At 72.6% G+C, this 21,424-nt stretch carries 23 protein-coding genes; 13 read left to right on the forward strand and 10 right to left on the reverse strand.

What is annotated here, in order from left to right:
* Window positions 1-6: 6 nt before the first annotated feature.
* Entirely contained in the window at window positions 7-654 is a 648-nt protein-coding gene (locus ACZ6NZ_RS01725; protein WP_465854903.1) for a TetR/AcrR family transcriptional regulator, read from the reverse strand.
* Window positions 655-1,640: 986 nt separating this feature from the next.
* Between ACZ6NZ_RS01725 and ACZ6NZ_RS01730 the strand changes: the two genes are divergently transcribed.
* From ACZ6NZ_RS01730 to ACZ6NZ_RS01765, 8 genes are all read left to right on the forward strand, one after another.
* Window positions 1,641-2,801: an acyl-CoA dehydrogenase family protein gene (locus tag ACZ6NZ_RS01730; RefSeq protein ID WP_465854905.1), complete on the forward strand. Its 1,161-nt coding sequence runs from the start codon at window positions 1,641-1,643 to the stop codon at window positions 2,799-2,801.
* Window positions 2,791-4,005: an acetyl-CoA C-acetyltransferase gene (locus tag ACZ6NZ_RS01735; protein WP_465854907.1), complete on the forward strand. Its 1,215-nt coding sequence runs from the start codon at window positions 2,791-2,793 to the stop codon at window positions 4,003-4,005. Before ACZ6NZ_RS01730 ends, ACZ6NZ_RS01735 begins: the two co-directional genes overlap by 11 nt.
* A 14-nt stretch (window positions 4,006-4,019) precedes the next feature.
* Entirely contained in the window at window positions 4,020-6,176 is a 2,157-nt protein-coding gene (locus ACZ6NZ_RS01740; protein WP_465854909.1) for a 3-hydroxyacyl-CoA dehydrogenase NAD-binding domain-containing protein, read from the forward strand.
* The gene (locus ACZ6NZ_RS01745) at window positions 6,176-7,294 is read left to right on the forward strand and encodes a CaiB/BaiF CoA transferase family protein (RefSeq protein WP_465854911.1); all 1,119 of its coding nucleotides are present in this window, start codon (window positions 6,176-6,178) and stop codon (window positions 7,292-7,294) included. Before ACZ6NZ_RS01740 ends, ACZ6NZ_RS01745 begins: the two co-directional genes overlap by 1 nt.
* A gap of 113 nt (window positions 7,295-7,407) precedes the next feature.
* A complete protein-coding gene (locus tag ACZ6NZ_RS01750) occupies window positions 7,408-7,866 on the forward strand; it encodes a YbaB/EbfC family nucleoid-associated protein (RefSeq protein WP_465854913.1) in 459 nt (152 codons plus the stop codon).
* A gap of 3 nt (window positions 7,867-7,869) precedes the next feature.
* Complete coding sequence (locus ACZ6NZ_RS01755; RefSeq protein ID WP_465854914.1) at window positions 7,870-8,211, forward strand: hypothetical protein; 342 nt, start codon at window positions 7,870-7,872, stop codon at window positions 8,209-8,211.
* Window positions 8,195-9,274: a WXG100-like domain-containing protein gene (locus ACZ6NZ_RS01760; RefSeq protein ID WP_465854916.1), complete on the forward strand. Its 1,080-nt coding sequence runs from the start codon at window positions 8,195-8,197 to the stop codon at window positions 9,272-9,274. Before ACZ6NZ_RS01755 ends, ACZ6NZ_RS01760 begins: the two co-directional genes overlap by 17 nt.
* Window positions 9,275-9,288: 14 nt before the next feature.
* Window positions 9,289-9,564, forward strand: coding sequence for a hypothetical protein (locus ACZ6NZ_RS01765; protein ID WP_465854918.1), 276 nt, complete (start codon window positions 9,289-9,291; stop codon window positions 9,562-9,564).
* Here ACZ6NZ_RS01765 and ACZ6NZ_RS01770 read toward each other — a convergent pair whose 3' ends face one another.
* The gene (locus tag ACZ6NZ_RS01770; protein ID WP_465854920.1) at window positions 9,565-10,410 is read right to left on the reverse strand and encodes a cytochrome c oxidase assembly protein; all 846 of its coding nucleotides are present in this window, start codon (window positions 10,408-10,410) and stop codon (window positions 9,565-9,567) included.
* Window positions 10,407-10,889: a DUF2243 domain-containing protein gene (locus tag ACZ6NZ_RS01775; RefSeq protein ID WP_366605595.1), complete on the reverse strand. Its 483-nt coding sequence runs from the start codon at window positions 10,887-10,889 to the stop codon at window positions 10,407-10,409. The genes ACZ6NZ_RS01770 and ACZ6NZ_RS01775 overlap by 4 nt, the downstream gene beginning before the upstream one ends.
* Before the next feature lie 279 nt (window positions 10,890-11,168).
* Between ACZ6NZ_RS01775 and ACZ6NZ_RS01780 the strand changes: the two genes are divergently transcribed.
* The 4 genes from ACZ6NZ_RS01780 (at window position 11,169) to ACZ6NZ_RS01795 (ending at window position 14,944) form a co-directional block, all read left to right on the forward strand.
* Complete coding sequence (locus tag ACZ6NZ_RS01780) at window positions 11,169-12,431, forward strand: DUF2786 domain-containing protein (RefSeq protein ID WP_465854922.1); 1,263 nt, start codon at window positions 11,169-11,171, stop codon at window positions 12,429-12,431.
* Window positions 12,432-12,579: 148 nt separating this feature from the next.
* Complete coding sequence (locus tag ACZ6NZ_RS01785; protein ID WP_465855900.1) at window positions 12,580-12,936, forward strand: YciI family protein; 357 nt, start codon at window positions 12,580-12,582, stop codon at window positions 12,934-12,936.
* Window positions 12,933-14,186: an RNA polymerase sigma factor gene (locus ACZ6NZ_RS01790; protein WP_465854924.1), complete on the forward strand. Its 1,254-nt coding sequence runs from the start codon at window positions 12,933-12,935 to the stop codon at window positions 14,184-14,186. Before ACZ6NZ_RS01785 ends, ACZ6NZ_RS01790 begins: the two co-directional genes overlap by 4 nt.
* A gap of 89 nt (window positions 14,187-14,275) precedes the next feature.
* Window positions 14,276-14,944, forward strand: coding sequence for a class I SAM-dependent methyltransferase (locus ACZ6NZ_RS01795; protein ID WP_465854926.1), 669 nt, complete (start codon window positions 14,276-14,278; stop codon window positions 14,942-14,944).
* Between the two features lie 46 nt (window positions 14,945-14,990).
* On the opposite strand, the gene ACZ6NZ_RS01800 is transcribed toward ACZ6NZ_RS01795, so the two are convergent.
* The 7 genes from ACZ6NZ_RS01800 to ACZ6NZ_RS01830 all read right to left on the reverse strand — a co-directional run bounded on the left by ACZ6NZ_RS01800 (window position 14,991) and on the right by ACZ6NZ_RS01830 (window position 21,032).
* On the reverse strand, window positions 14,991-16,451 hold the full coding sequence (locus tag ACZ6NZ_RS01800; RefSeq protein ID WP_465854928.1) for an alpha/beta hydrolase: 1,461 nt from the start codon (window positions 16,449-16,451) through the stop codon (window positions 14,991-14,993).
* A 123-nt stretch (window positions 16,452-16,574) separates the two neighbouring features.
* Window positions 16,575-16,844, reverse strand: a complete 270-nt coding sequence (locus tag ACZ6NZ_RS01805; RefSeq protein WP_112581781.1) for a hypothetical protein — start codon at window positions 16,842-16,844, stop codon at window positions 16,575-16,577.
* On the reverse strand, window positions 16,841-17,188 hold the full coding sequence (locus tag ACZ6NZ_RS01810; RefSeq protein WP_285792822.1) for an ArsR/SmtB family transcription factor: 348 nt from the start codon (window positions 17,186-17,188) through the stop codon (window positions 16,841-16,843). Before ACZ6NZ_RS01810 ends, ACZ6NZ_RS01805 begins: the two co-directional genes overlap by 4 nt.
* A gap of 163 nt (window positions 17,189-17,351) precedes the next feature.
* Entirely contained in the window at window positions 17,352-17,525 is a 174-nt protein-coding gene (locus tag ACZ6NZ_RS01815; RefSeq protein ID WP_036410891.1) for a CsbD family protein, read from the reverse strand.
* A gap of 74 nt (window positions 17,526-17,599) precedes the next feature.
* Window positions 17,600-19,846 (reverse strand): heavy metal translocating P-type ATPase, encoded by a 2,247-nt coding sequence (locus ACZ6NZ_RS01820; protein WP_465854932.1) that lies wholly within the window; start codon window positions 19,844-19,846, stop codon window positions 17,600-17,602.
* A gap of 12 nt (window positions 19,847-19,858) precedes the next feature.
* Entirely contained in the window at window positions 19,859-20,809 is a 951-nt protein-coding gene (locus ACZ6NZ_RS01825; RefSeq protein WP_465854934.1) for a hypothetical protein, read from the reverse strand.
* Window positions 20,810-20,822: 13 nt separating this feature from the next.
* A complete protein-coding gene (locus ACZ6NZ_RS01830; RefSeq protein WP_366605607.1) occupies window positions 20,823-21,032 on the reverse strand; it encodes a heavy-metal-associated domain-containing protein in 210 nt (69 codons plus the stop codon).
* Between the two features lie 94 nt (window positions 21,033-21,126).
* Between ACZ6NZ_RS01830 and ACZ6NZ_RS01835 the strand changes: the two genes are divergently transcribed.
* Complete coding sequence (locus tag ACZ6NZ_RS01835; RefSeq protein ID WP_030329541.1) at window positions 21,127-21,423, forward strand: metal-sensitive transcriptional regulator; 297 nt, start codon at window positions 21,127-21,129, stop codon at window positions 21,421-21,423.
* The last annotated feature ends 1 nt before the right edge of the window (window position 21,424 follow it).

Here is a 21,424-nt window from a genome sequence, read left to right on the forward strand (position 1 = left end):
CTGCTCTCAGCCCTCTGTGGGGCGGGCCGGTCCCCTGTCGGCGAGGGCCTGCGGGATGACCTGCTCGACGATGGTCAGCAGGGTGGTGGTGAGCAGCAGGTGCACCTGGGCTCGGGTCAGCGCGCCGCGCTGAAGCCACTCGCGGGCGGTCGAGGTCGCCAGCCCGCCGTACGCCCGGACCATCCCGCGCAACTCCTCGCGGTGCTCCGCCTCGCCGGCCAGCCCGACGGCGACCAGCATCCGGTCCGCGGCGACCTCCTCGGCCTCGGCGAGCACCCGCTCCACGTCGGCGTCGCCGCCCATCCCCCGGGCGGTGACCGCCGCCAACCACGAGGTGCTGTGCCGGGACACCACGTCGAGGAACCAGGTGACGCTGGCGTCGACCCGGGTCCGGAGATCACCCTTGGGCAGCCGCTCCAGGGCAACCTCGGGGATGGTCACCATGACCCGGACGACCTCCAGGTAGAGGTCCTTCTTCGCACCGAAATAATGGTTGACCAGGCCGCGGGCGACACCCGCCTCGCGGGCGACGTCGGTTGTCGACACGTCCGCGTACGGGCGCTCGCCGAACAGCCGGACCGCACAGGCCAGGATCTGGCCGCGCCGCGCATCCGGCTCCAGACGGCGTCGGCGCGGAGCCGTCTCGACACTCATCTGCCCGACCCTATCGGCAGCGCGGTGGTCAGCCGCCGATCCTCGCCCTGATCACCGCACGCCCCGGCGCCGCCGCACCACGTGTCGTCCGAGGTGACGCAGATTGGACGCCTCGGAGTAGAGCGCCGCATTGATCGCCCCGAGGGCCACCCCGGGCGCCCATTCGAAGGGGCTGTGCAAGTAGGTAGACGCAATCAGGCATGCCTGATCGCCCTACCGTCGAGTGATGGGTGAAGTCCCGGGTCCACTGGTCGGTCCGCACGAGGTGCAAGACCTGCTCGGCGTGAGCCGCACCCGCATGCGTCAGCTCATCCGCTATCCACCTTCCCCGCACCGTTCCAGCGACTGCACGGCACGACGGTATGGCTGCGTGCTGACGTGGAGGCGTGGATCGCCGAGCACCGCCCGCCGCGTCCCACCGATGGCGACGAAGCCGAGTAGCCACCCTCAGCCACTGACCGTCGACGGGCTCTCGAAGTCGACGGAGCCATCCGCCCGACGCCTCGCCCACACGCGCTCACACCTAGATCAAGTGATGAAAAGTAGGTCCGGAAGACCGTGTTGACCTACTTTTCATCACTTGATCTTCGGAGCCTCAGTCGCTGCAGGGAGATCTTGGACAGTTTCCGTTAGGGGCTAACTGTTAGGGGCTAACGGAAACTGTCCAAGATCTAGAACTAGAGGGCGGGCGGTTGGGGATCTCGGGCCGCAGGGTCGACTGAGGCGCGCGGCGGGCGGCGCAGCGGGCGGCGCGGCGGGCGGCGGGCGGCGGGCGGCGCAGCGGGCGGCGCGGCGCGCGGCGGGCGGCGGGCGGCGGGCGGCGGGCGGCGCAGCGGGCGGCGCGGCGCGCGGCGGGCGGCGGGCGGCGGGCGGCGGGCGGCGGGCTCGGCTGAGGCGCGCGGCGTGGAACGCGCCGTGGCGACAGTGGTTCAGCAGTTGATCTCGACTTATTGACATGCTGCCAACAGGGCGCGAGGGTGGTGCACATGTCGACGCCCGACCATCCCCCCTCGCCCTGGCGCGAACCGGAGCACGACGACCTGGCCGAGCTGGCACGCACCTTCTTCACCAGGGAGGTGCTGCCGCACGCCGAGCGCCTCCTCGCGCAGGGCCACCCGGACCGCGAGCACTACCGGCGCGCCGGTGAGCTGGGGCTGCTCGGCCTGTCGGTCCCGGAGGAGTACGGCGGTGGAGGCGGCGGGTTCACCCACGAGGCGGTGCTGCTGCACGAGCAGGCGTACGCCGGGGAGAGCAGTCTCGGCCTGGCCGTCCACAGTGGCATCGTCACCGGCTACCTGGCGGCGTACGGCAGCGAGGAGCAGAAGCGGCGCTGGCTGCCCGGCCTGTGCAGCGGCGAACTGGTCGGTGCCATCGCGATGACCGAGCCGGACGGCGGCTCCGATCTTCAGGCGATGCGCACCCGGGCGGTCCGCGACGGCGACGACTACCTGGTGACCGGTGCGAAGACGTTCATCACCAACGGCGGCCTGGCCGACCTGGTCATCATGGCCGTGAAGACCGACCCCGAGCAGCGGGCGGCCGGCGTCTCGCTGCTGGTCTGCGAGGTGGGCGGCGACCCGGAGGGCTTCCGGCGAGGCCGGCTGCTGTCCAAGATCGGCCTGCACGCCAACGACACGGCCGAGCTGTTCTTCGACGAGTTCCGGGTGCCGACGGAAAACCTGCTCGGCGGTGCCGAAGGGCTGGGCTTCGTCCAGCTCATGCAGCAGCTTCCGCAGGAACGGCTGGTCATCGGCGTGGGCGCGGTCGCCGCCATGGAACGGGCGGTCGCGCTGACCATCGCGTACGCCAAGGAGCGCACCGCCTTCGGCAAGCCGCTGATGGGTCACCAGAACACCCGGATGGTGCTCGCCGAGTGCGCCACCCGGGCCCGGGTCAGCCGCGTCTTCCTGGACGACTGCATCGTCCGACACACCCGCGGCGACCTGGACGTGGCCACCGCGGCGATGGCGAAGTCATGGCTCACCGACGGGCAGTGCGAGGTCGTCGACAGGTGCCTCCAGCTCTTCGGCGGCTACGGCTACACGACGGAGTACCCGATCGCCCGGATGTACGCCGACGCCCGCGTCCAGAAGATCTACGGCGGCACCAACGAGATCATGAAGGAGTTGATCGCTCGTGCTCTCTGAGGCGTACGTCTATGACGCGGTCCGCACCCCGCGCGGACGCGGCCGGGACAGCGGCGCGCTGCACGGGGTCAAGCCGATCTCCCTGGTGGTCGGCCTGATCGACGCGTTGCGGGAGCGCAACCCCGGCCTGGACGTGGGCCGGCTGGAGGATCTGCTGCTCGGCATCGTGACCCCGGTCGGCGAGCAGGGCGGCGACCTGGCCCGGGCGGCCGCGCTGCTGGCCGGCTTGCCGGACCAGGTCGGCGGGGTGCAGCTCAACAGGTTCTGCGCCTCCGGGTTGGAGGCGGTCAACTCCGCAGCCGCGCGAATCCGCTCCGGTTGGGAGCATCTGCTGCTCGCCGGCGGGGTCGAGTCGATGTCCCGGGTGCCGATGGGCTCCGACGGGGCGGCCTGGGCCACCGATCCGCAGACCGCGCTGGCCACGTCGTTCGTGCCGCAGGGCGTCAGCGCGGACCTGATCGCCACCCTGGAGGGCTTCACCCGCGACGACGTGGACGGCTACGCGCTGCGGTCGCAGGAGCGGGCCGCCAAGGCGTGGGCCGGCGGATACTTCGCCCGCTCGGTGGTGCCGGTCCGCGACGGCAACGGGCTGGACATCCTCACCGTCGACGAGCACCCGCGCCCGGAGACCACCCGGGAGGCGCTGGCCAAGCTCACCCCGTCGTTCGCCACGATGGGTGAGGCGGCCGGTTTCGACGCGGTCGCGTTGCAGAAGTTCCACTGGCTGGAGGCCATCGAGCACGTCCACCACGCGGGCAACTCGTCCGGCATCGTGGACGGCGCGGCGCTGGCGCTGATCGGTTCGGAGCAGGTTGGTCGGGATCTCGGTCTCACCCCGCGCGCCCGGATCGTCGGCGCGGCGGTCACCGGCGCGGACCCGACGCTGATGTTGACCGGCCCGATCCCGGCGACCCGGAAGGCTCTCGCCGTGGCCGGGCTGACCCTCGACGACATCGACCTGTTCGAGATCAACGAGGCGTTCGCCGCCGTGGTGCTCAAGTACGTCCGTGACCTGGGCTTGGACCCGGACCGGGTGAACGTCAACGGTGGCGCGATCGCGCTCGGCCATCCGCTCGGCGCGACCGGAGCGATGCTGCTCGGTACGGCGTTGGACGAGCTGGAGCGCCGCGACCTGCGCCGGGCCGTGGTGACCCTGTGCATCGGCGGCGGCATGGGCGTCGCCACCGTTCTCGAGCGCTGCTGACCCGGAGGACGACAATGACCCACACCATCCGGTACGACCGCGGCGCCGACGGCATCGTCACGCTCACCCTGGACGACCCCACCCAGTCCGCCAACACCATGAACCGGGCGTACGCCGCCTCGATGAGCGCGGTGCTGGACCGGCTGGAGGCCGAGCCCGATCTCGTCGGCGTCATCGTGACCAGCGCGAAGTCGACCTTCTTCGCCGGCGGCGACCTGCCCGAGATGATCCGGGCGACCCGTGCCGACGCGCCCGACCTGGCCGACCTGCTCGGCACCATCAAACGGGACCTGCGCCGGCTGGAGACGCTGGGACGACCGGTGGTCGCCGCGGTCAACGGCTCCGCGCTCGGCGGTGGCCTGGAGATCGCGCTCGCCTGCCATCACCGGATCGCGCTGGACACGCCTGGCAGCCGGCTCGGGCTGCCCGAGGTGACACTGGGCCTGCTGCCCGGGGCGGGCGGCGTCACCCGGACCGTGCGGATGCTCGGCCTGGCCGGCGCGCTGACCACCGTGCTGCTCACCGGCCGGCGGATGCGCCCGACCGAGGCGCTGTCGGTCGGGCTGGTCGACGAGGTGGTCGCCACGCCCACCGAACTGCTGGACCGGGCACGGGCCTGGATCGCGGCGAACCCGCGCCCGGCGCAGCCGTGGGACCGGCCGGACTACCGGATGCCCGGCGGCACCCCGGCCAGCCGCTCGCTGGCCGCACAACTGCCCGCCTTCCCGGCGACGCTGCGCAAGCAGCTCAAGGGTGCCCGGCTACCCGCGCCCGAGGCGATCCTCGCCGCCGCCGTCGAGGGCGCACAGGTCGACCTGGAGACCGCCCTGACCGTGGAGACCCGCCACCTGATCGGGCTGCTCACCGGGCAGGTCGCCAAGAACATGATCGGTGCGTTCTTCTTCGACCTGAAGGCCGTCAACGGTGGCGCGGCCCGACCGACCGGTGTGGACGCCCCACCGGTACGCCGGGTGGGGGTGCTCGGGGCCGGCATGATGGGCGCGGGCATCGCGTACGCCTGCGCCAGCGCCGGGCTGGACGTCGTGGTCAAGGACGTCACGCCGGAGGCCGCCGGCCGCGCCCGGCAGCACGCCGAGCGCCTACTGGCCCACGCCGTACGCAAGGGCCGCACGACCGAGGCGGACGCTCGCGCCGTCCTGGACCGGATCAGCACGACCGACCAGGTCGACGCCCTCGCCGGCTGCGATGCGGTCATCGAGGCGGTCTTCGAGGACCCGGCGCTGAAGCAGCAGGTCTTCGCCGAGGTGCTGCCCGTCCTGGCACCCGACGCGTTGCTCGCCTCCAACACCTCGACCCTGCCGATCACCGGCCTGGCCGGCGGCGTGGACCGGCCGGCGGACTTCATCGGCATGCACTTCTTCTCGCCGGTGGACCGGATGCCGCTGCTGGAGATCGTGGTGGGCGAGCAGACCGGGGACGTGGCGCTGGCGCGGGCATTCGACCTAGGCCGGCGGATCGGCAAGACCCCGATCGTGGTCAACGACGGTCGGGGCTTCTTCACCAGCCGGGTGATCGGCAGGTTCATCGACGAGGCGGTCGGCATGGTCGCCGAGGGTGTCCCCGCCGCATCGGTGGAGCAGGCCGCCCTCCAGGCCGGCTACCCGACCGGGCCGCTGGCGCTGGCCGACGAGGTCAGTCTCACGCTGATCCAACGGATCCGCCGCCAGTTCGAGGCGGCCAGCGAGGAGTTCCGCCCGCTGCCCGCGCACCGCCTGGTGGACGAGCTGGTCGACGCGTACGACCGGCCGGGGCGCGCCGCCGGACGCGGCTTCTACTCCTACGACGAGGGCGCCCGGGGCCGGCTGTGGTCCGGGCTGGCCGACCTGATCACCGACGCGGGTCGGGCGGTGCCGTTCACCGACCTTCAGGAGCGGATGCTCTTCGCCGAGGCGCTGGACGCGCTGCGCTGCCTCGACGAGGGGGTGCTGCGCACCGAGACGGACGCCAACATCGGCTCGATCTTCGGCATCGGCTTCCCGGCGTGGACGGGCGGGGTGATCCGCTACGTCCGGCAGTACGCGGGCGGTCCGGCCGGCTTCGCGGCCCGTGCCACCGAGCTGGCCGGCAGCTACGGCGACCGGTTCACGCCCCCCGCCGACCTCGTCGACCGGCTCGCCGCCCTGCGGGCCGAACCGGCTGACGTCGCGTGATGGCGGCGCGCGGCGGGCCGCTGGCCGGGGTACGCGTGGTCGAGCTGGCCAGCCTCGCCCCGGCGCCGTTCGGCTGCATGGTGCTCGCCGACCTCGGCGCGGACGTGGTGCGGGTGGACCGGCCGGGCGCACCGGGAGCGGGCCGGCTGGCCGCACCGACCAGCGGGCCGTTGCAACGCGGCCGGCGGGTCACCACGCTGGACCTGAAGTCCCCGGCCGGGGTGGCGGACCTGCTGCGCCTCACCGATCGCGCGGACGTGCTGGTCGAGGCGTACCGGCCGGGGGTGGCCGAGCGGCTCGGCATCGGGCCGGAGGTGTGCCAGGCCCGCAACCCCCGACTGGTGTACGCGCGGATGACCGGCTGGGGTCAGGACGGCCCGCTGGCAGCCCGAGCCGGGCACGACATCGACTACATCGCGGTGGCCGGGGCGTTGGAGCCGCTCGGGCGGGCCGGCGAACGCCCGTACGCGCCGATGAACCTGCTCGGCGACTTCGGCGGCGGCGGAATGCTGCTCGCCGTCGGGGTGCTGGCCGCGCTGCTGGAGCGGGAACGCTCCGGCTTCGGCCAGGTGGTCGACGCGGCGATGGTGGACGGCTCGGCGCTGCTCACCTCGTTCCTGCACGGGCTGCTCGGCGCCGGCCTGTGGGCCGCCCCGCGCGGGGGCAACATGTTCGACGGCGGGGCCCCGTTCTACGACACGTACGCCACCGCCGACGGTGGATTCATGGCGGTCGGCGCGATGGAGCCGGCCTTCTACGCCGTACTGCTCACCGGCCTCGGCCTCGCCGACGACCCGGACCTGCCCGCCCAGTACGACCCGAGCGGCTGGGACGACCTGCGCCGCCGGTTCACCGAACGGTTCGCCGAGCGCACCCGGGACGAGTGGACGGCGATCTTCGCCGACCTGGACGCCTGCGTCGCCCCGGTGCTCGCCCCGGGCGAGGCGCACCGGCACCCGCACAACGCGGCCCGGGGCACGTTCGTCGAGGTGGGCGGCGAGATCCAGCCGGCCCCCGCGCCCCGCTTCGACCGCACCCCGACGGCGCGGCCGACCCCGGCACCCAATCCGGAGCAGGACGTCCTTCCCATCCAGGAGATCCTCACCGCCTGGCGCTGAGCCCGGCGGTCGGCGGCAGGGTCGGTCTACAGAGGAATCCTCGGGGCACCTCCACGGGTGTCACGTTGATACCGTCGTCCTGATCGTGAACTGGCAGACCAAAGGGGACGAGCATGGCGAGCGGAATCGACCCGGCCGGCCTCAGCCGCTCACTCGAAGAGGCCATGCGCCTGCTGAGCCAGGTTCCGGGTTCAGCCACGGCGCAGCCGGACGACGCCGACGCGCAGGATGACAGTGCCGCAGCCGCCGTCGACCAGATCACGGGGCGGGGCACCGGCGGGAATGGTCTCGTCGAGGCGGAAGTCTCCGCCTTCGGCGCGCTGCAGGCCCTGGTGATCGACCCGAGCCTGTCCCGGGGTGGCACCGGTGCCATCGCCGAGTACGTCCTGGAGGCGGTCCAGGCAGCGCAGGCCGACGAGCGGGCCCGCAGAGCCCAGCTGACGGCGGCCGCTCACGTCGACACCGTGGCCCTCGGCAAGCAGCTCGAACGTGTCTCGGAAGACGCGTTCCGGGGTTTTCAGCAGATGATCGGCGACCTGGACGCCGTCACCCGCCGGACCGGCCAGCGCTGAGTCATGTCCGACGGGATCGAGGTCGACCTCGACGCTCTCCACGGCGCGGCGGCGGCGCTCGCGACAACCGGCCAGCAACTCGGCGCGGAGATCGCCAGCCTCGAGTCGACTGTCAACGGGGCGGGTAACCCGTGGGGCGACGACGAGGCGGGTTCGCTCTTCGGCGCCGCGTACGTGGAAGTCCTGACCCACGCGCTCGACGTCTACCGATCGATGGCCGACCAGTTGTTGGAGGCCGCCGGGAACCTCGACGCCGGTGCCGACGCCCACGAGGCGACCGAAATCGCGAACACCGAACTCTTCACGAGGATGGAGCTGCCCAGTGGGTATGCAGCTTCCTCCTGAACTCGCCGAGGCCCTGGGATGGGTCGGGTTCACCTGGCCGGCCGCCGACGAGGAGTTGCTTTTCCAGGCGTCCCAACTGTGGTTCGCGTTCGCCGGCCGGCTCCGCACAGCGGTCGGGGAGGCCGAGGCGGGCGCGGCGAAGGTCGGGATGACGAACAGCGGGGACGACGTCCGCGCGTTCGAGCAGGCGTGGCAGGACGAGGAGGGTGCACCGCGCCGGATGGAGGACGGCGCGCAGGCTGCCGAGCTGATCGGCATGGCGTTGCTGGTGATGGCCATCATCACCCTGACCCAGAAGATCCTCGTCATCGTCCAGCTGACGATTCTGGTGGTTCAGGTAGCGATCGCGTTGGCAGCGGCGGCACCCAGCCTCGGCTCCTCGTTGGCCTCGATCCCCGTATCGATCGGCCTTGCCCGGATGGCGATCCAGCGGATCATCAAGGAGATCGTCGAGCGGGTCGTCAAGGAGATCGTTCCGCGGTTGTTGAAGCGTGCGAAGACGCTGCTACGCCGTTTCAACCGCAAGGGCGCGAAGCCGGGTGGCCCGGGACGACCCGCTGTACCCGGCCCGCACACCTCCCCGCGCTACCACAACACGAAGCCGATGCTCGACAAGTACCGCAACGAGCACCTGCCCGGGGGGCACTTTTCGACGGCGGTGCGCCGGCTCAGTCCAGAGGAGCTCGAACAGCACCGGGTCTTCTTCGACAGCAACGGCATGTTGCGCAGCGCCAGAAGTGGCGAACCGTTCGACACGTCGAGCGCCCAGACCGTGTTCAGCGGAAACGGTCAGGCGATCTTCGTGATGGACCGGAACGGCAACCTCTACGCGTCCAACTACCAGAAGGTCGGCGATTTCCACCACTCCACACTGGGCAACGGGCAGCCGGTCGCCGCAGCGGGCGAGCTGGTCGTCAAGGACGGTAGGGTCCAGTACGCCACGGCGCGCAGCGGTCATTACCAGCCCGACGTGAGCCACATGGCCAATCTCGACGCCGAGTTCAAGCGAAACGGCGTGGGCGGGGTTCCGATCCTTGCCTGGGACGGCAGCCAGATCTTCTAGGGGAGTCGACGAGCATGGGTACGGACAGTTGGAAGGGTCACGTGAACGGGATCCTCTACGGGGTCCAGTTCGATCGGGTGCTCGACGACTCGGTGGTGACCCGGGTCGTCGACGGGGTGACCACCGGGCTCTACCCGGGTGACCGGGTGGAGACGCGTGACGCGCTGGACCAGGCGCTGCGCTACTCGGGCCCGCTGAACGACCAGGCGGAGACGCACCACGGTGAGGACGAGATCCGCTCGTTCCTCCGCCGGCTCTCCGCCGCACTGGCAACCCCGCCTTCGAGCTGATCAAGAGGTTTGCGTCAGGGAATCGCCTCCCGGTGACGCAAACTTCTTGATCAACGGAGGTGGGGACAGGTGGGGGCGGCGGGCGTGGTACCAGGTGGCGAAGAGGGCCACGGCCAGGAGCAGCTCGGCCAGGTCGCCGCCGTAGTACATGAGTTGGGCGGCCGAGCGGAACGCTTCCGGGTCGCGGTCGGTGAGGCCGGGCGGGAGGGTTTCGGCCTGGGCGTACAGGTACTTGGCCAGCACGGCGTGGCCGGCCGACGCGACCAGCAACGCGACGACCCGAACCACCAGCCCGGGGCGACGCGGCGCCGGGTCCGGTCCGGCCAACGACCAGGCGAGGAGGTACCCGGCGGCCAGGTAGTGCAGGTGCACGGCGTGGTGCAGGGCCGGTTGCCGTTCGGCCGCCGCGTACAGCGGGGTGAGCAGCACCAACGCCAACCCGCCGGTGGTCAGCAGCGCGGCGGTGGCCGGGTGGGCGAGCAGATGTAGCAGGCGGGCGCGCAGCAGCCGGCCGACCGCTCGGCGTACCGGCGGCGGCGCGACCCGCAGCAGCAGCGTCACCGGGGCGGCGAGCGCCAGCCCCAGCGGGGCCAGCATGCCGAGCAACAGGTGCTGCGCCATGTGCCCGCTCGGGTTGTCGGCAAGTTCGGCGAGCGGCCCGACGGCGACCGCCAGCAGGGTGCAGCCGACCAGCCAGGAGGCGGTGCGCCGGTGGTCCCAGCCCCGAGGGTCCCGGATGGCGGCCAGCACGTAACCGACCGCCAACAACGCGACCGGGGCCAGCGGGAACCAGGTCGGCCCGGCCGCACCGTGTCCGGCGTGCGCCAGCGGCCCGACCGCCGTCATCGGGGGCCGGCGTCGGGCCGGCGGGAACGGGCTCGCCACAGGACGGCCACGCCGGCCAGCAGCAGCACCGCGCCGGCCACGTTCCAGACCACGTCGTACGGCACGAGGTGTACGCCGTAGCGGATCTGGTGCAGCCGCAGCACCTTGTGGTCGACGAGCCCGTCGAAGAGCTGGAATCCTCCGGCGCCGAGCAGGAAGCCACCCCAGGCGAGCCGGCTCGACAGGGCACGCCGTCGACGCAGGTCGGCGAACCAGAAGAACCCGCCGACCAGGGCGATCACCTCGGCGGCGTGCAGCAGCCCGTCCGAGAGCAGCGCCACCGATGGGGTGGAGCGGTCGTAGAAGTGGTGCCAGGCGAGGAGTTGGTGAAAGACGATCTCGTCCACCGCGGCCATGATCGCGATGCCGATCAGGACGCCGACGAGGGTCGAGGAACGAACGTCGGCGGCGCGTGGACCTGGCAGCCGCAGATCGGTCACCACACACCTCACTTCCGCGTTCGGCTGGCCTTAAATTACTCCGGAACGGACGAACCACGTCACCGAAGCCGACGAGGCACGCCCACGCGGGACGTGATCGACACGAGTTTCGGGAAACCGGGGTGTCCGGGCACGGGGGATGCCACGACTTCCGGGAAGCCGTGTTGATCAAAGCCGAGCGGCCGGCGATGTCCCCGTTTCGCGACTCCCGGACCCCGCGCGGCATGATCATGCAGCCTGGAGGGGCAACGACAGCCAGATCCTGAGAGGGAGGTGCCCGTGCCGGACGCGGACGACCTCGTCGCCAACGCGCTCGCGGCGGTGCGCGGCACCGACGTACGGCAGGCCGAACGGCAGCTGGACCACCTGATGGTCGGCACCGGCGCCGCGGACGGCAGCACGGCGGTGGACGCCGCTCTGCTGCGTCGCCTGGTCCGCGGACTGGGTCGGCTCTGGCCGCGCGGTTGGCAACCGGTCGACGTGGACCGGATCACCGGTCGACGGCTCGACGGCCGCGCGGCGCGGCTGGTCCGTGCCGCCATGGCCGCGCAGCGGCGCGACCAGGCCGAGCCGGTCCCGGCCTGGTGGGACGACCAGTTGCGCGAGCTGGGGGCCGCCGAGGGCGGTGCCGACGGCAGCGTGGTGGCCGGTTGGGCCAGCCGGGAGGGGCTGGACCGGGCCGACGCGCTCCGCACGGCAGTGGACGCTCTCGCGCTGGTGGAGAGTCTGCCGCCGATCGCGGTGCTGCGTCCGCCGCCGGGCACGGACGGCGCGGCACCGACCCGCACGGCGGGCACGGCTCGCAGCGGTTCGCCGATGCTGGATCGGGTACGGGCGCTGCTGGCGAAGGCCGAGTCGACGACCTTCCCGGCGGAGGCGGAGGCGCTGACGGCAAAGGCCCAGGAGCTGATCGCCCGACACAGCATCGACGAGGCGCTGCTGGCGGCCGGGACCGAGCGCGGGGACCTGCCCGGCGGGGTACGGCTGAGCACCGACACCCCGTACGCGGGCGCGAAGGCGCTGCTGGTGCAGGAGGTGGCGGCGGCGAACCGGTGCGAGGCGGTCTGGTCCGACGATCTGGGCTTCGCCACGGTGCTGGGCTGGCCCGCCGATCTGGTGGCGGTCGAGTTGCTCTACACGTCGCTGCTGGTCCAGGCCACGGCGGCGATGCTGCGTGGCCGTGCCGAGCGCCGGTCGGGGTCGGGGCGGCGGACGAAGGTCTGGGACGAGTCCTTCCTCAACGCGTTCGCGCTGCGGATCGGCGAGCGGCTGCGCACGGCCACCGAGGCGGCGACCACCGCGGCGGATCAGGCGGCGGCCGAGACGGCCGGGGCGGAACGGCTGTTGCCGGTGCTCGCGGCGCGGGGCGAGGCGGTCCGGGAGCGGTTGGACGCGCTCTTTCCCGGCGTCACCCGGCACCGGCTCAGCGTGCGCGACGCCGAGGGCTGGTCGTCCGGCACCTCGGCCGCCGACCGGGCCTCGCTGGACGTGGGCGGCGCCCGGAAACCCCGGCAGGTGCCCGGCCGACCCGATCCGCGCTGAGCCGTCCGGCGTGGGAACGCCCCCGGAGGATGTTTCTGCGATTTTCTTCGGTACGCGGTAGGGATCGGGGGATCGGCTCCGACCCTCCGGTGAGTCGCGCCCCGATCGGGGTGCGACCAGAGCCTGAGGAGCAATCGCCGTGAAGTACATGCTGCTGATCTGGAACCGGCCCGGCTTCACCGAGGATCTGAGCGAGCAGGAGCGCACCGCCCTCTTCGGCGAGGTCGATGAGATCATGAAGGAGCTGACCGAGACCGGCGAGCTGATTGGCGGCCAGGCGTTGGCCAATCCGTCGCAGACGTTGACGGTCCGGCTCGTGGACGGCAGCCCCGAGGTGCTCGACGGCCCGTTCATGGAGAGCAAGGAGCAGTTCGCCGGCTACCTGGCCGTGGACTGCGACAGCCCGCAACGGGCGGCCGAGATCGCGGCCCGCTGGCCGGACGTCCGGTACGGCGGCGCGATGGAGGTCCGCCCGATCATGGATGAGGCCGGGACGGAGATGTGACCGGGGACCGGACGGTCGAGGATCTGCTGCGCACGTTCGCGCCGCAGGTCCTCGGCCTGCTGGTCCGTCGGCACGGACAGTTCGACAGGTGCGAGGACGCGGTCCAGGAGGCGCTGCTGGCCGCCGCGACGCAGTGGCCCGGGCAGGGCGTACCGGACAACCCGCGCGCCTGGCTGCTCACCGTCGCCACCCGCCGGCTCACCGACGAGTGGCGCAGCGAGAGCGCGCGCCGGGACCGCGAGGTGGCGGTGGCGCGGCGTGAGCCGGCGTACGCCGGGGTGGTGCCCGCTGCGGACGCGGAGCCCACCGTTTCGGCCGACGACGACACCCTCACGCTGCTGTTCCTGTGCTGCCACCCGGCGCTGCCCGGCTCGGCGCAGGTGGCGCTCACCCTGCGCGCGGTCGGCGGTCTCAGCACCGCCCAGATCGCCCGGGCGCACCTGGTGCCCGAGGCGACGATGAGTCAACGGATTCGACGGGCCAAGCAGCGGATCGAGGCTGCCGGGGCGCGGTTCACGATGCCCGGTCCGGCCGAGCGGGGCGAGCGGCTGGGCACGGTGCTGCGGGTGCTCTATCTGATCTTCAACGAGGGCTACACCGCGTCCAGCGGCCCGGACCTGCGCCGGGCCGAGCTGACCGGCGAGGCGATCCGGCTGACTCGCATCCTGCGCGGGCTGCTGCCCGACGACGGCGAGGTGACCGGGCTGCTGGCGCTGATGCTGCTGACCGACGCGCACCGGGCGGCCCGGGTGGGGCCGGACGGGGAGTTGGTGCCGCTGGCGGAGCAGGACCGTTCCCGGTGGGACGCCGCCGCCATCGCGGAGGGGGTGGCGCTGATCACCGAGGCGCTGACCTGGTCACCGCCCGGCCCGTACCAACTCCAGGCGGCCATCGCCGCTGTGCACGCCGAGGCGTCGACGGCGGCGGAGACGGACTGGCGGCAGATCGTCGCGCTCTACCGACTGCTGGCCCGGGTCGCGCCGAACCCGATGGTCACCCTCAACCAGGCGGTGGCGGTGGCCATGGTCGACGGGCCCCGGGCCGGGCTCGCCCTGCTCACGCCGCTGGACGCCGACGAACGCACGGCCGGGCACCACCGGCTGGCCGCCGTCCGGGCTCACCTGTTGGAGCTGGCCGGGGAGGTCGGTGCGGCGCGGGAGGCGTACCTGGTGGCGGCGCGGGGCACCACGAGCCGGCCCGAGCAGCGCTACCTGGAGGTGCGGGCGGCCCGCCTGACCGGGCAGGGCTGAGCCACACATCTTGCCGTTCTGGCAACAATCTTTGCGCATCGGCCGGTCGCCGGTCACAGTCGTTGCGACGCGCGAAGGAGCAGGCACAGATGACCGAGCAGCACGAGTTCGACAAGGACTACTGGGAACGGCACTGGCGCCAGGCGCACCACGACCGCCCCGGCGCGATGAGCACGAGTCCCGCGCACCCGTACCTGGCCCGGGAGCTCGGCGCTCTGGTGCCGGGCTCGGCGCTGGACGCCGGGTGCGGCGCGGGCGCCGAGGCGATCTCGCTCGCCGCCCACGGCTGGCAGGTCACCGCCGTCGACATCGCACCCCTCGCGCTCGCCCGAGCCGCCGAACGCGCAACGGAGAGCGGGGTGTCCGAGCGCGTGCGGTGGGTGGAGGCGGACCTGACGGCCTGGGCTCCGGAGGCGCGGTTCGACCTGGTCACGACGCACTACGCGCACCCCGCGATGCCGCAGTTGGCCTTCTACGACCGCATCGCCGGATGGGTGGCACCCGGCGGGACCCTGCTGATCGTCGGGCACCTGCACACCTCGGAAGCCGCCGCGCCGGAGCACGGGCACGGGCCGGAGCACGGGCACGGGCCGGGGCACCACCCGCCGGACGAGGCGTCGGTCACCCTCGCCGACATCACCGCCGGCCTGGACGGCAGCACCTGGGAGATCGTCACCGCCGAGGAGCACCGCCGCACGGTGCCGGGCCGGGAGGCCCCGCTGTACGACGTGGTCGTCCGCGCCACCCGACGCCGGTGAGCGCAGCGCTGCCGGCCGCCGGGCGGCCGGCGGCCGGCAGCAGCGGTCACACCTCGGGTTCGACGGCCGGGCAGCTGGCACCCCGGGCGGGCACCACCCGATCGGTCAGGTACGAGTCGACGGCTCGTTGCACGCACGGGCTGCTGCTGTAGCTGCCGTGCCCCCACCCCTGGTAGGTGAGCACCGCACCGTGCCGGCCCAACTGTCGCGCCACGTTGCGCGCCCAGTCGTAGCCCGTGGCCGGGTCGTGGACTGTGGCGGCGAGCAGCAGTGGCACGTCGGTGTGAACCCGTAGCCGATGCTGCGGGTTGGCCACCGGCGTCGGGGTGCCCAGGCAGGTGACCAGGGCAAAGAGCGCCGGCGGGTAGCGCAGGTCCGGCGCGAGCCGGGCCGCGCGGCGCAGATGTCCGGCGTACTCCCGGTAGTCGCGGACCGGCAGGCTCCAGTCCTGACAGAAGACCGCGAAGGGGTACGGAGCCACGGCGTCGCCGGTCGACGGGCCGGTGCTTCGCCGGGCGGCGGCGGCGTCCATCGTGCCCAGCCACTCGGCCAGGCCCGGCCACCGCCAGGTGTCGTAGAACTCCCTGTGGGTGAGCCGGCTCAATTCGAACGGGGTCAGCACCACCCCGGGGCGCTTCGGGTCGGTCAGCAGGCCGCGCTCGGCCCGCACGTGCAGCCCGGCCCAGATCGACCGGAGGTCCCGGCCGTGCAGGGCGCAGGTCGTGGACCGTTCACACCAGGCGGCGAACTCGTCGAACGCCCCCTCCGCGGTGGCGGCCTGGGTGTCCAGGAAGGCGCGGGTGCCGAGGCTGTGGTCCATCGTGGCCTCCAGCACCATGGCCCGAACCCGATCGGGGTACAGCTCGGCGTACCGCTGCCCGAGCAGGGTGCCGTACGAGCTGCCGTGGAAGGTCAACTGCTTCTCACCGAGCGCGGCGCGGACCGCGTCCAGGTCGCGGGCGGCGCTGGTGGTGTCGACGTGGTCGTAGAGCGTCCCGGTGCGGGCCCGGCAGTCGGCGCGCAGCAGCGCGTTGTTGGCGAGTGTGGCGTCGAACTGTGCCTGGTCGGCGATCAGTTGCGGTTGCCGGGCGAGCAGGTCCCGGGCACAGACCACCGGGTGACTGCCGCCGGTGCCGCGCGGGTCGAAGCTGACGATGTCGAACCGGGCCCGCAGGTCGGCGCTGAACCGGGAGCTGCCGTTCACCACCCGGTCGACCCCACTGTCGCCCGGCCCGCCGGGGCCGAAGACCAGCGCGCCTTTCCGAGTCGCCGGGTCGGCGACCCGGCGGGCCAGCGACAGGTCGAAGCGCTCACCCCCGGGTCGGTTCCAGTCCACCGGCAGCGACAGGGTGCCGCACTCGGCGCTGGTGTCGGTGGCGCAGGGCCGCCAGTCGATCGCCGGGGCGGGCTGTGGTCGGGCGGCGGCCGGGCTCGGCGTGGTCAGGCCGGCGGCAGTCAGGGCCAGGGCGACGGCCCAGCCGACCGCGGATTTGCGTACGCGCAGCATGAGGTGCTGTCCTCTCCTCGAAGGGGCGTTGCCGGTGAAACTCGCCCACTGGGCGAGGTGATGCTGCTTCCACCCGGGCCGTCGAGTAGCCGCTCGACGGCCCGGGGCCTCTCGTCCGCCGGGTCAGTCGACCTCGCGCAGGACGCGTTCGAGCGTGGTCATCCGGGTCTCCATCCCACCCAGCCGGCCGTCCATCGCCGCGAGCAGTCGGGCGTTCTCCGCCTGGGCCTGGGCGGCCGTCTCGGCGAGTTGGCGGTAGTCGTCCGCCCGGTCCGCCTCGTACCGGGCCCGACGGGTCTTGGCGAGTTGCACGACGGTCACCGTGACCACGCTGATCAGGAAGGCGAAGATGCCGATCGCGCCGACCACCTCGGTCCAGTCGTGTTCGCTCATCGCTGCGCTCCCGGTTGCTCGCCCGAGTCGGGCACGGTCAACGTCTCGACCGCCGCCGCGATGACCGCGGGGGTGAGTGTGAGCACGAACGGCTCCACCTCGTAGTAGTTCATGGCCTTCCCGTCCTCCGACAACTCCAGGCGGGCGGTGACCAGCCCGGCCGCCGCCAGCTTCCGTAGGTGGACCTGCAACAGCGCCCGGCTGATGCCCAGTTGCCGGGCCAGCCCGCTGACGTACGCACGCTCGCGGGCCAGCGCGGCGACGACCCGCAGCCGGTGCGGGTTGGCCAGGGTGGCCAGCACCCGGACCAGGTCGTCGCCGGTCGGCGGTGAGGCGGTGCTCATAACCAGCCCTTGCACATGCCAAGGAAAGTTAGCAGGTGTCGCCGCACTGCGGTGCGGACGGAAAGCGGAATCAGGGGGATCTCAGGGTCGGCGAGAGAGGCCGGAGACACAGCACGCCGGGCCGGTGATGATCACCGGCCCGGCCTGCGGGTTACGTCGTACGTCAGCTCTTGAAGGCGTCCTTGATCTTCTCGCCCGCCTGCTTGAGCTTGGCGGTGGACTGGTCAGCGCGGCCCTCCGCCTCCAGCTGCTCGTTGTCGGTGGCCCGACCGGCGCCTTCCTTCAGCTTGCCGGTCGCGTCCTCGGTGGCGTTGTTGATCTTGTCGTCGAATCCCATTGCCAACCTCCATTGCAAGCGTCGCTACGACAACAGAGGTACCCCCGCCATCCCCGGTCCAACCATTACCGTCGTCACAGATCGGCGGCGGCCGACCGGAAGCCACGCAGGCGCAGGCTGTTGGCCACCACGAAGACCGAGGACAGCGCCATCGTGGCACCGGCGATCATCGGGTTGAGCAGCCCGGCGGCGGCCAACGGCAGGGCCGCCACGTTGTAGCCGAACGCCCAGAACAGGTTGCCCCGGATGATGCCGAGCGTGCGGCGGGACAGCCGGATGGCGTCCACCGCGGCGTCCAGGTCGCCCCGGACGAGGGTGAGGTCGGCCGCCTCGATCGCCACGTCGGCGCCGGTGCCCATGGCCAGCCCCAGGTCGGCCTGGGCCAGCGCCGGGGCGTCGTTGACCCCGTCACCGACCATCGCCACCGACCGCCCCTCGGCCTGGAGCCGCTTGACCACGTCGATCTTTCCGGCCGGCAGCACCTCGGAGATCACCTCGTCGATGCCCACCTCGGTGGCGACCGCGCGAGCCACAGTGGCGTTGTCCCCGGTCAACAGGATCGGAGTCAACCCCAGCCCGCGCAGCCGGGCCACCGCCGCCCGGCTGGTCGGCCGGACCACGTCGGCGACGGTGAGCACGCCCCGGGCCCGGCCGTCCCAGCCGGCGACGATCGGCGTACGGCCGGCGGCCTCGGCGTCGCGCACCGCCCACTCGACCTCCGGGGGTACGTCGATCTCACGCTCGCGCAGCAGCCGGACCCGGCCGACCAGCACGGCCCGCCCGTCGACGGTGCCGCTCACCCCCAGCCCTTCGAGGTTGCCGAAGGCGGTCACCGGGGGCAACGCGCCCGCCTCGGTGGCAGCGGCCGCGACCGCACGGGCGATCGGGTGCTCGGAGGCGGCCTCCACCGCCCCGGCGAGCCGGAGCAGTTCGGCCCGGTCCACGCCGCTCGCCGGCACCACGTCCAGCACTGTCATCCGGCCGGTCGTCACGGTGCCGGTCTTGTCGAGCACCACGGTGTCCACCCGACGGGTCGACTCCAGCACCTCCGGGCCCTTGATCAGCACGCCGAGCTGGGCCCCCCGACCGGTGCCGACCAGCAGCGCGGTCGGGGTGGCCAGGCCGAGCGCGCACGGACAGGCGATGATCAGCACGGCCACGGCGGCGGTGAACGCCGCGGTCGGGCCGGCCCCGGTGCCGAGCCACCAGCCGAGCGTGCCGACGGCGAGGGTGATGACGATCGGCACGAAGACCCCGGAGATCCGGTCCGCCAGCCGCTGCACCGCCGCCTTGCCGCTCTGCGCCTGTTCCACCAGGTCGGCCATCCGGGCGAGCTGGGTGTCCGCGCCGACCCGGGTGGCGGTGACGATCAGCCGCCCGCCCGCGTTGATCGTCGCGCCGACCACGCCGTCACCCGGGGCGACCTCGACCGGCACCGACTCACCGGTGAGCATGCTGGCGTCGACGGCGGAGGTGCCCTCGTCGACCACCCCGTCGGTGGCGATCTTCTCCCCGGGGCGGACCACGAACCGGTCACCGACGGCGAGCCGGTCCACCGGGATCAGGGTCTCCACGCCGTCACGCAGCACCGTCACGTCCTTGGCGCCGAGATCGAGCAGGGCGCGGAGGGCGGCACCGGCGGTGCGCTTGGACCGGGCCTCGAAGTAGCGACCGGCCAGGATGAACACGGTGACCCCGGCGGCCGCCTCCAGGTAGATGTTGCCGGCGCCGTCGCTGCGGGCGATGTCGAAGCGGAACGGGTGCGTCATTCCGGGCATCCCCGCGTCACCGAGGAAGAGCGCCCAGAGCGACCAGCCGAACGCGGCCACCGTGCCGAGCGAGACCAGTGTGTCCATGGTGGCCGCGCCGTGCCGCAGGTTGGTCCAGGCGGCCCGGTGGAACGGCAGCCCGCCCCAGACCACCACCGGGGCGGCCAGGGTCAGCGACAGCCACTGCCAGTAGTCGAACTGCCAGGCCGGGACCATCGCCAGCAGGACCACCGGCACGCTCAGGGCCACCGACACCCAGAGCCGGGTACGCGGACCCCGCAGCGGGTCCACCGGGGGTTCCGCGCTGGGCGGGGCCGGCAACGCCGCAGTGTAACCGGTCTTCTGCACGGTCCCGATCAGGTCGTCCGGCGTGACGCCGTCGGCGTACCGGACCGTCGCCTTCTCGGTGGCGTAGTTGACGGTGGCGCTCACCCCGTCCATCCGGTTGAGCTTCTTCTCGATGCGGGCGGCGCACGCGGCGCAGGTCATCCCGCCGATTGCCAGTTCGATCCGGTTCGGCGCCTCGGGCAGCGGTCTGCTGGTGGTGGTCATCGTCTGGTCCCGTCAGTCGTGTCCGTGCCCGGGGGTGCCGTGGTCGGCCCCGCCGGTCGGCGCGGGCCCGCTCGGGGTGGGGGTGTCTCCGGTCGGGGCGGCGCCGGCGATCACTGTGAACTCGGCGGTGTGCACCTTCCCGCCGTGCCGGAAGTCGAGGTAGAGCCGGTAGCTGCCGGCCGAGGGCACCTCGGCGAGGAAGGTGACGGCCGGACCGGGCCGGGTGCGCCCGTCGCCGGGTGTGCCGTCCGGGTGCACGTGCAGGTAGGCGAGATCACCCCGCCGCAGTGCCACCAGGTGCCCGTACGCGCCCAGGTAGGGCTCCAGGCCGGTGACCGGCTGCCCGTCCCGGCTGACGGTCAGGGTCAGCGACGACGTCCGGCCGGGCTGCGGCGCACCGGTGAGGGTGACGGTGTAGCCGTCGACCGTGGTGCTGGTCGTCGGGGCGGGCAACGGCCGCTCGGTCAGCTCGCCGGGGACTGTCACGTCCACGCCCAGGGTCAGCGGCTCGCCCCCGGTCGGGGTGAAGTCGGCGAACGCCCGCCACTGCCCGGGGCCGGCCAGCGGGGTGTCGACCCGCCAGGTGCCGTCCGGGGCCAACTCGGGGTGGACGTGGCGGAAGCCGGAGAGGTCCCGACGGGCGACGATCAGGTGCATCTGCTTGTCGTGCGCCACGTCGTACCGGGTGACCGGGCGGCCGTCCGGGCCGGCGATCCGGAAGGCGAACTCGCCGGCCGGGGCGTCCACCGGTTCGAGGGTGTAGCCACGGTCGGAGACGAGCAACCCGCCGGGCAGCCGATCGCCCGACCCGCCCCGCTCGCCTGCCGTCGGGGTGGTGGCGACCTCGTCGTGCCGGCTCTCGGCGACCGGGGCGGGGTCGACGACCCGGCCGACCCCGTAGGCGGCGCCGAAGACCGCCGCCAGGCCGACGGCGAACCCGGCCAGTTTCGTCACGGTACGCACGCCGGCCCGCCGATCACGCGTCGACGAGGTCGTAACCGGCCTCGTCGACGGCGGCCCGGACGACGGCGGTGTCCAGCGGCTGGTCGCTGCTGACGGTGACCCGGCCAGCGGCGAGGTCGACCTGCACGTCCCGCACACCCTCGATGGCACCGACCTCGGCGCTCACCGCGCTGACGCAGTGCCCGCAGGTCATGCCCTGCACCTGGTACGTCGTGTCGACCATTGGATCGTTCCCTTCGTGGTACCGGTACCCGGTGGGGGTATGTCAACAGAATCGACCGTACCATACCCCCTGGGGGTACGCTATCCTGGTCGGCATGACCGCACCCACCCCGATCCGCGGATACACCGCCAGCAAGGACCAGCTGCTCGCGCGGCTCCGCCGCGTCGAGGGGCAGGTCCGCGGCATCGAGAAGATGGTCGACGACGACCGCTACTGCATCGACGTGCTGACCCAGATCTCCGCCATCCAGGCCGCCCTCGACAAGGTGGCCCTCGGGCTGCTCGACGGGCACGCCCGGCACTGCATGCACGAGGGCGCCGCCGAGGGTCGGGCCGACGAGATGGCCACCGAGATGATGGCGGCGGTCGGCCGGCTCATGAAGCGCGGCTGAC

This window comes from Micromonospora sp. NPDC047756 (assembly GCF_055587245.1).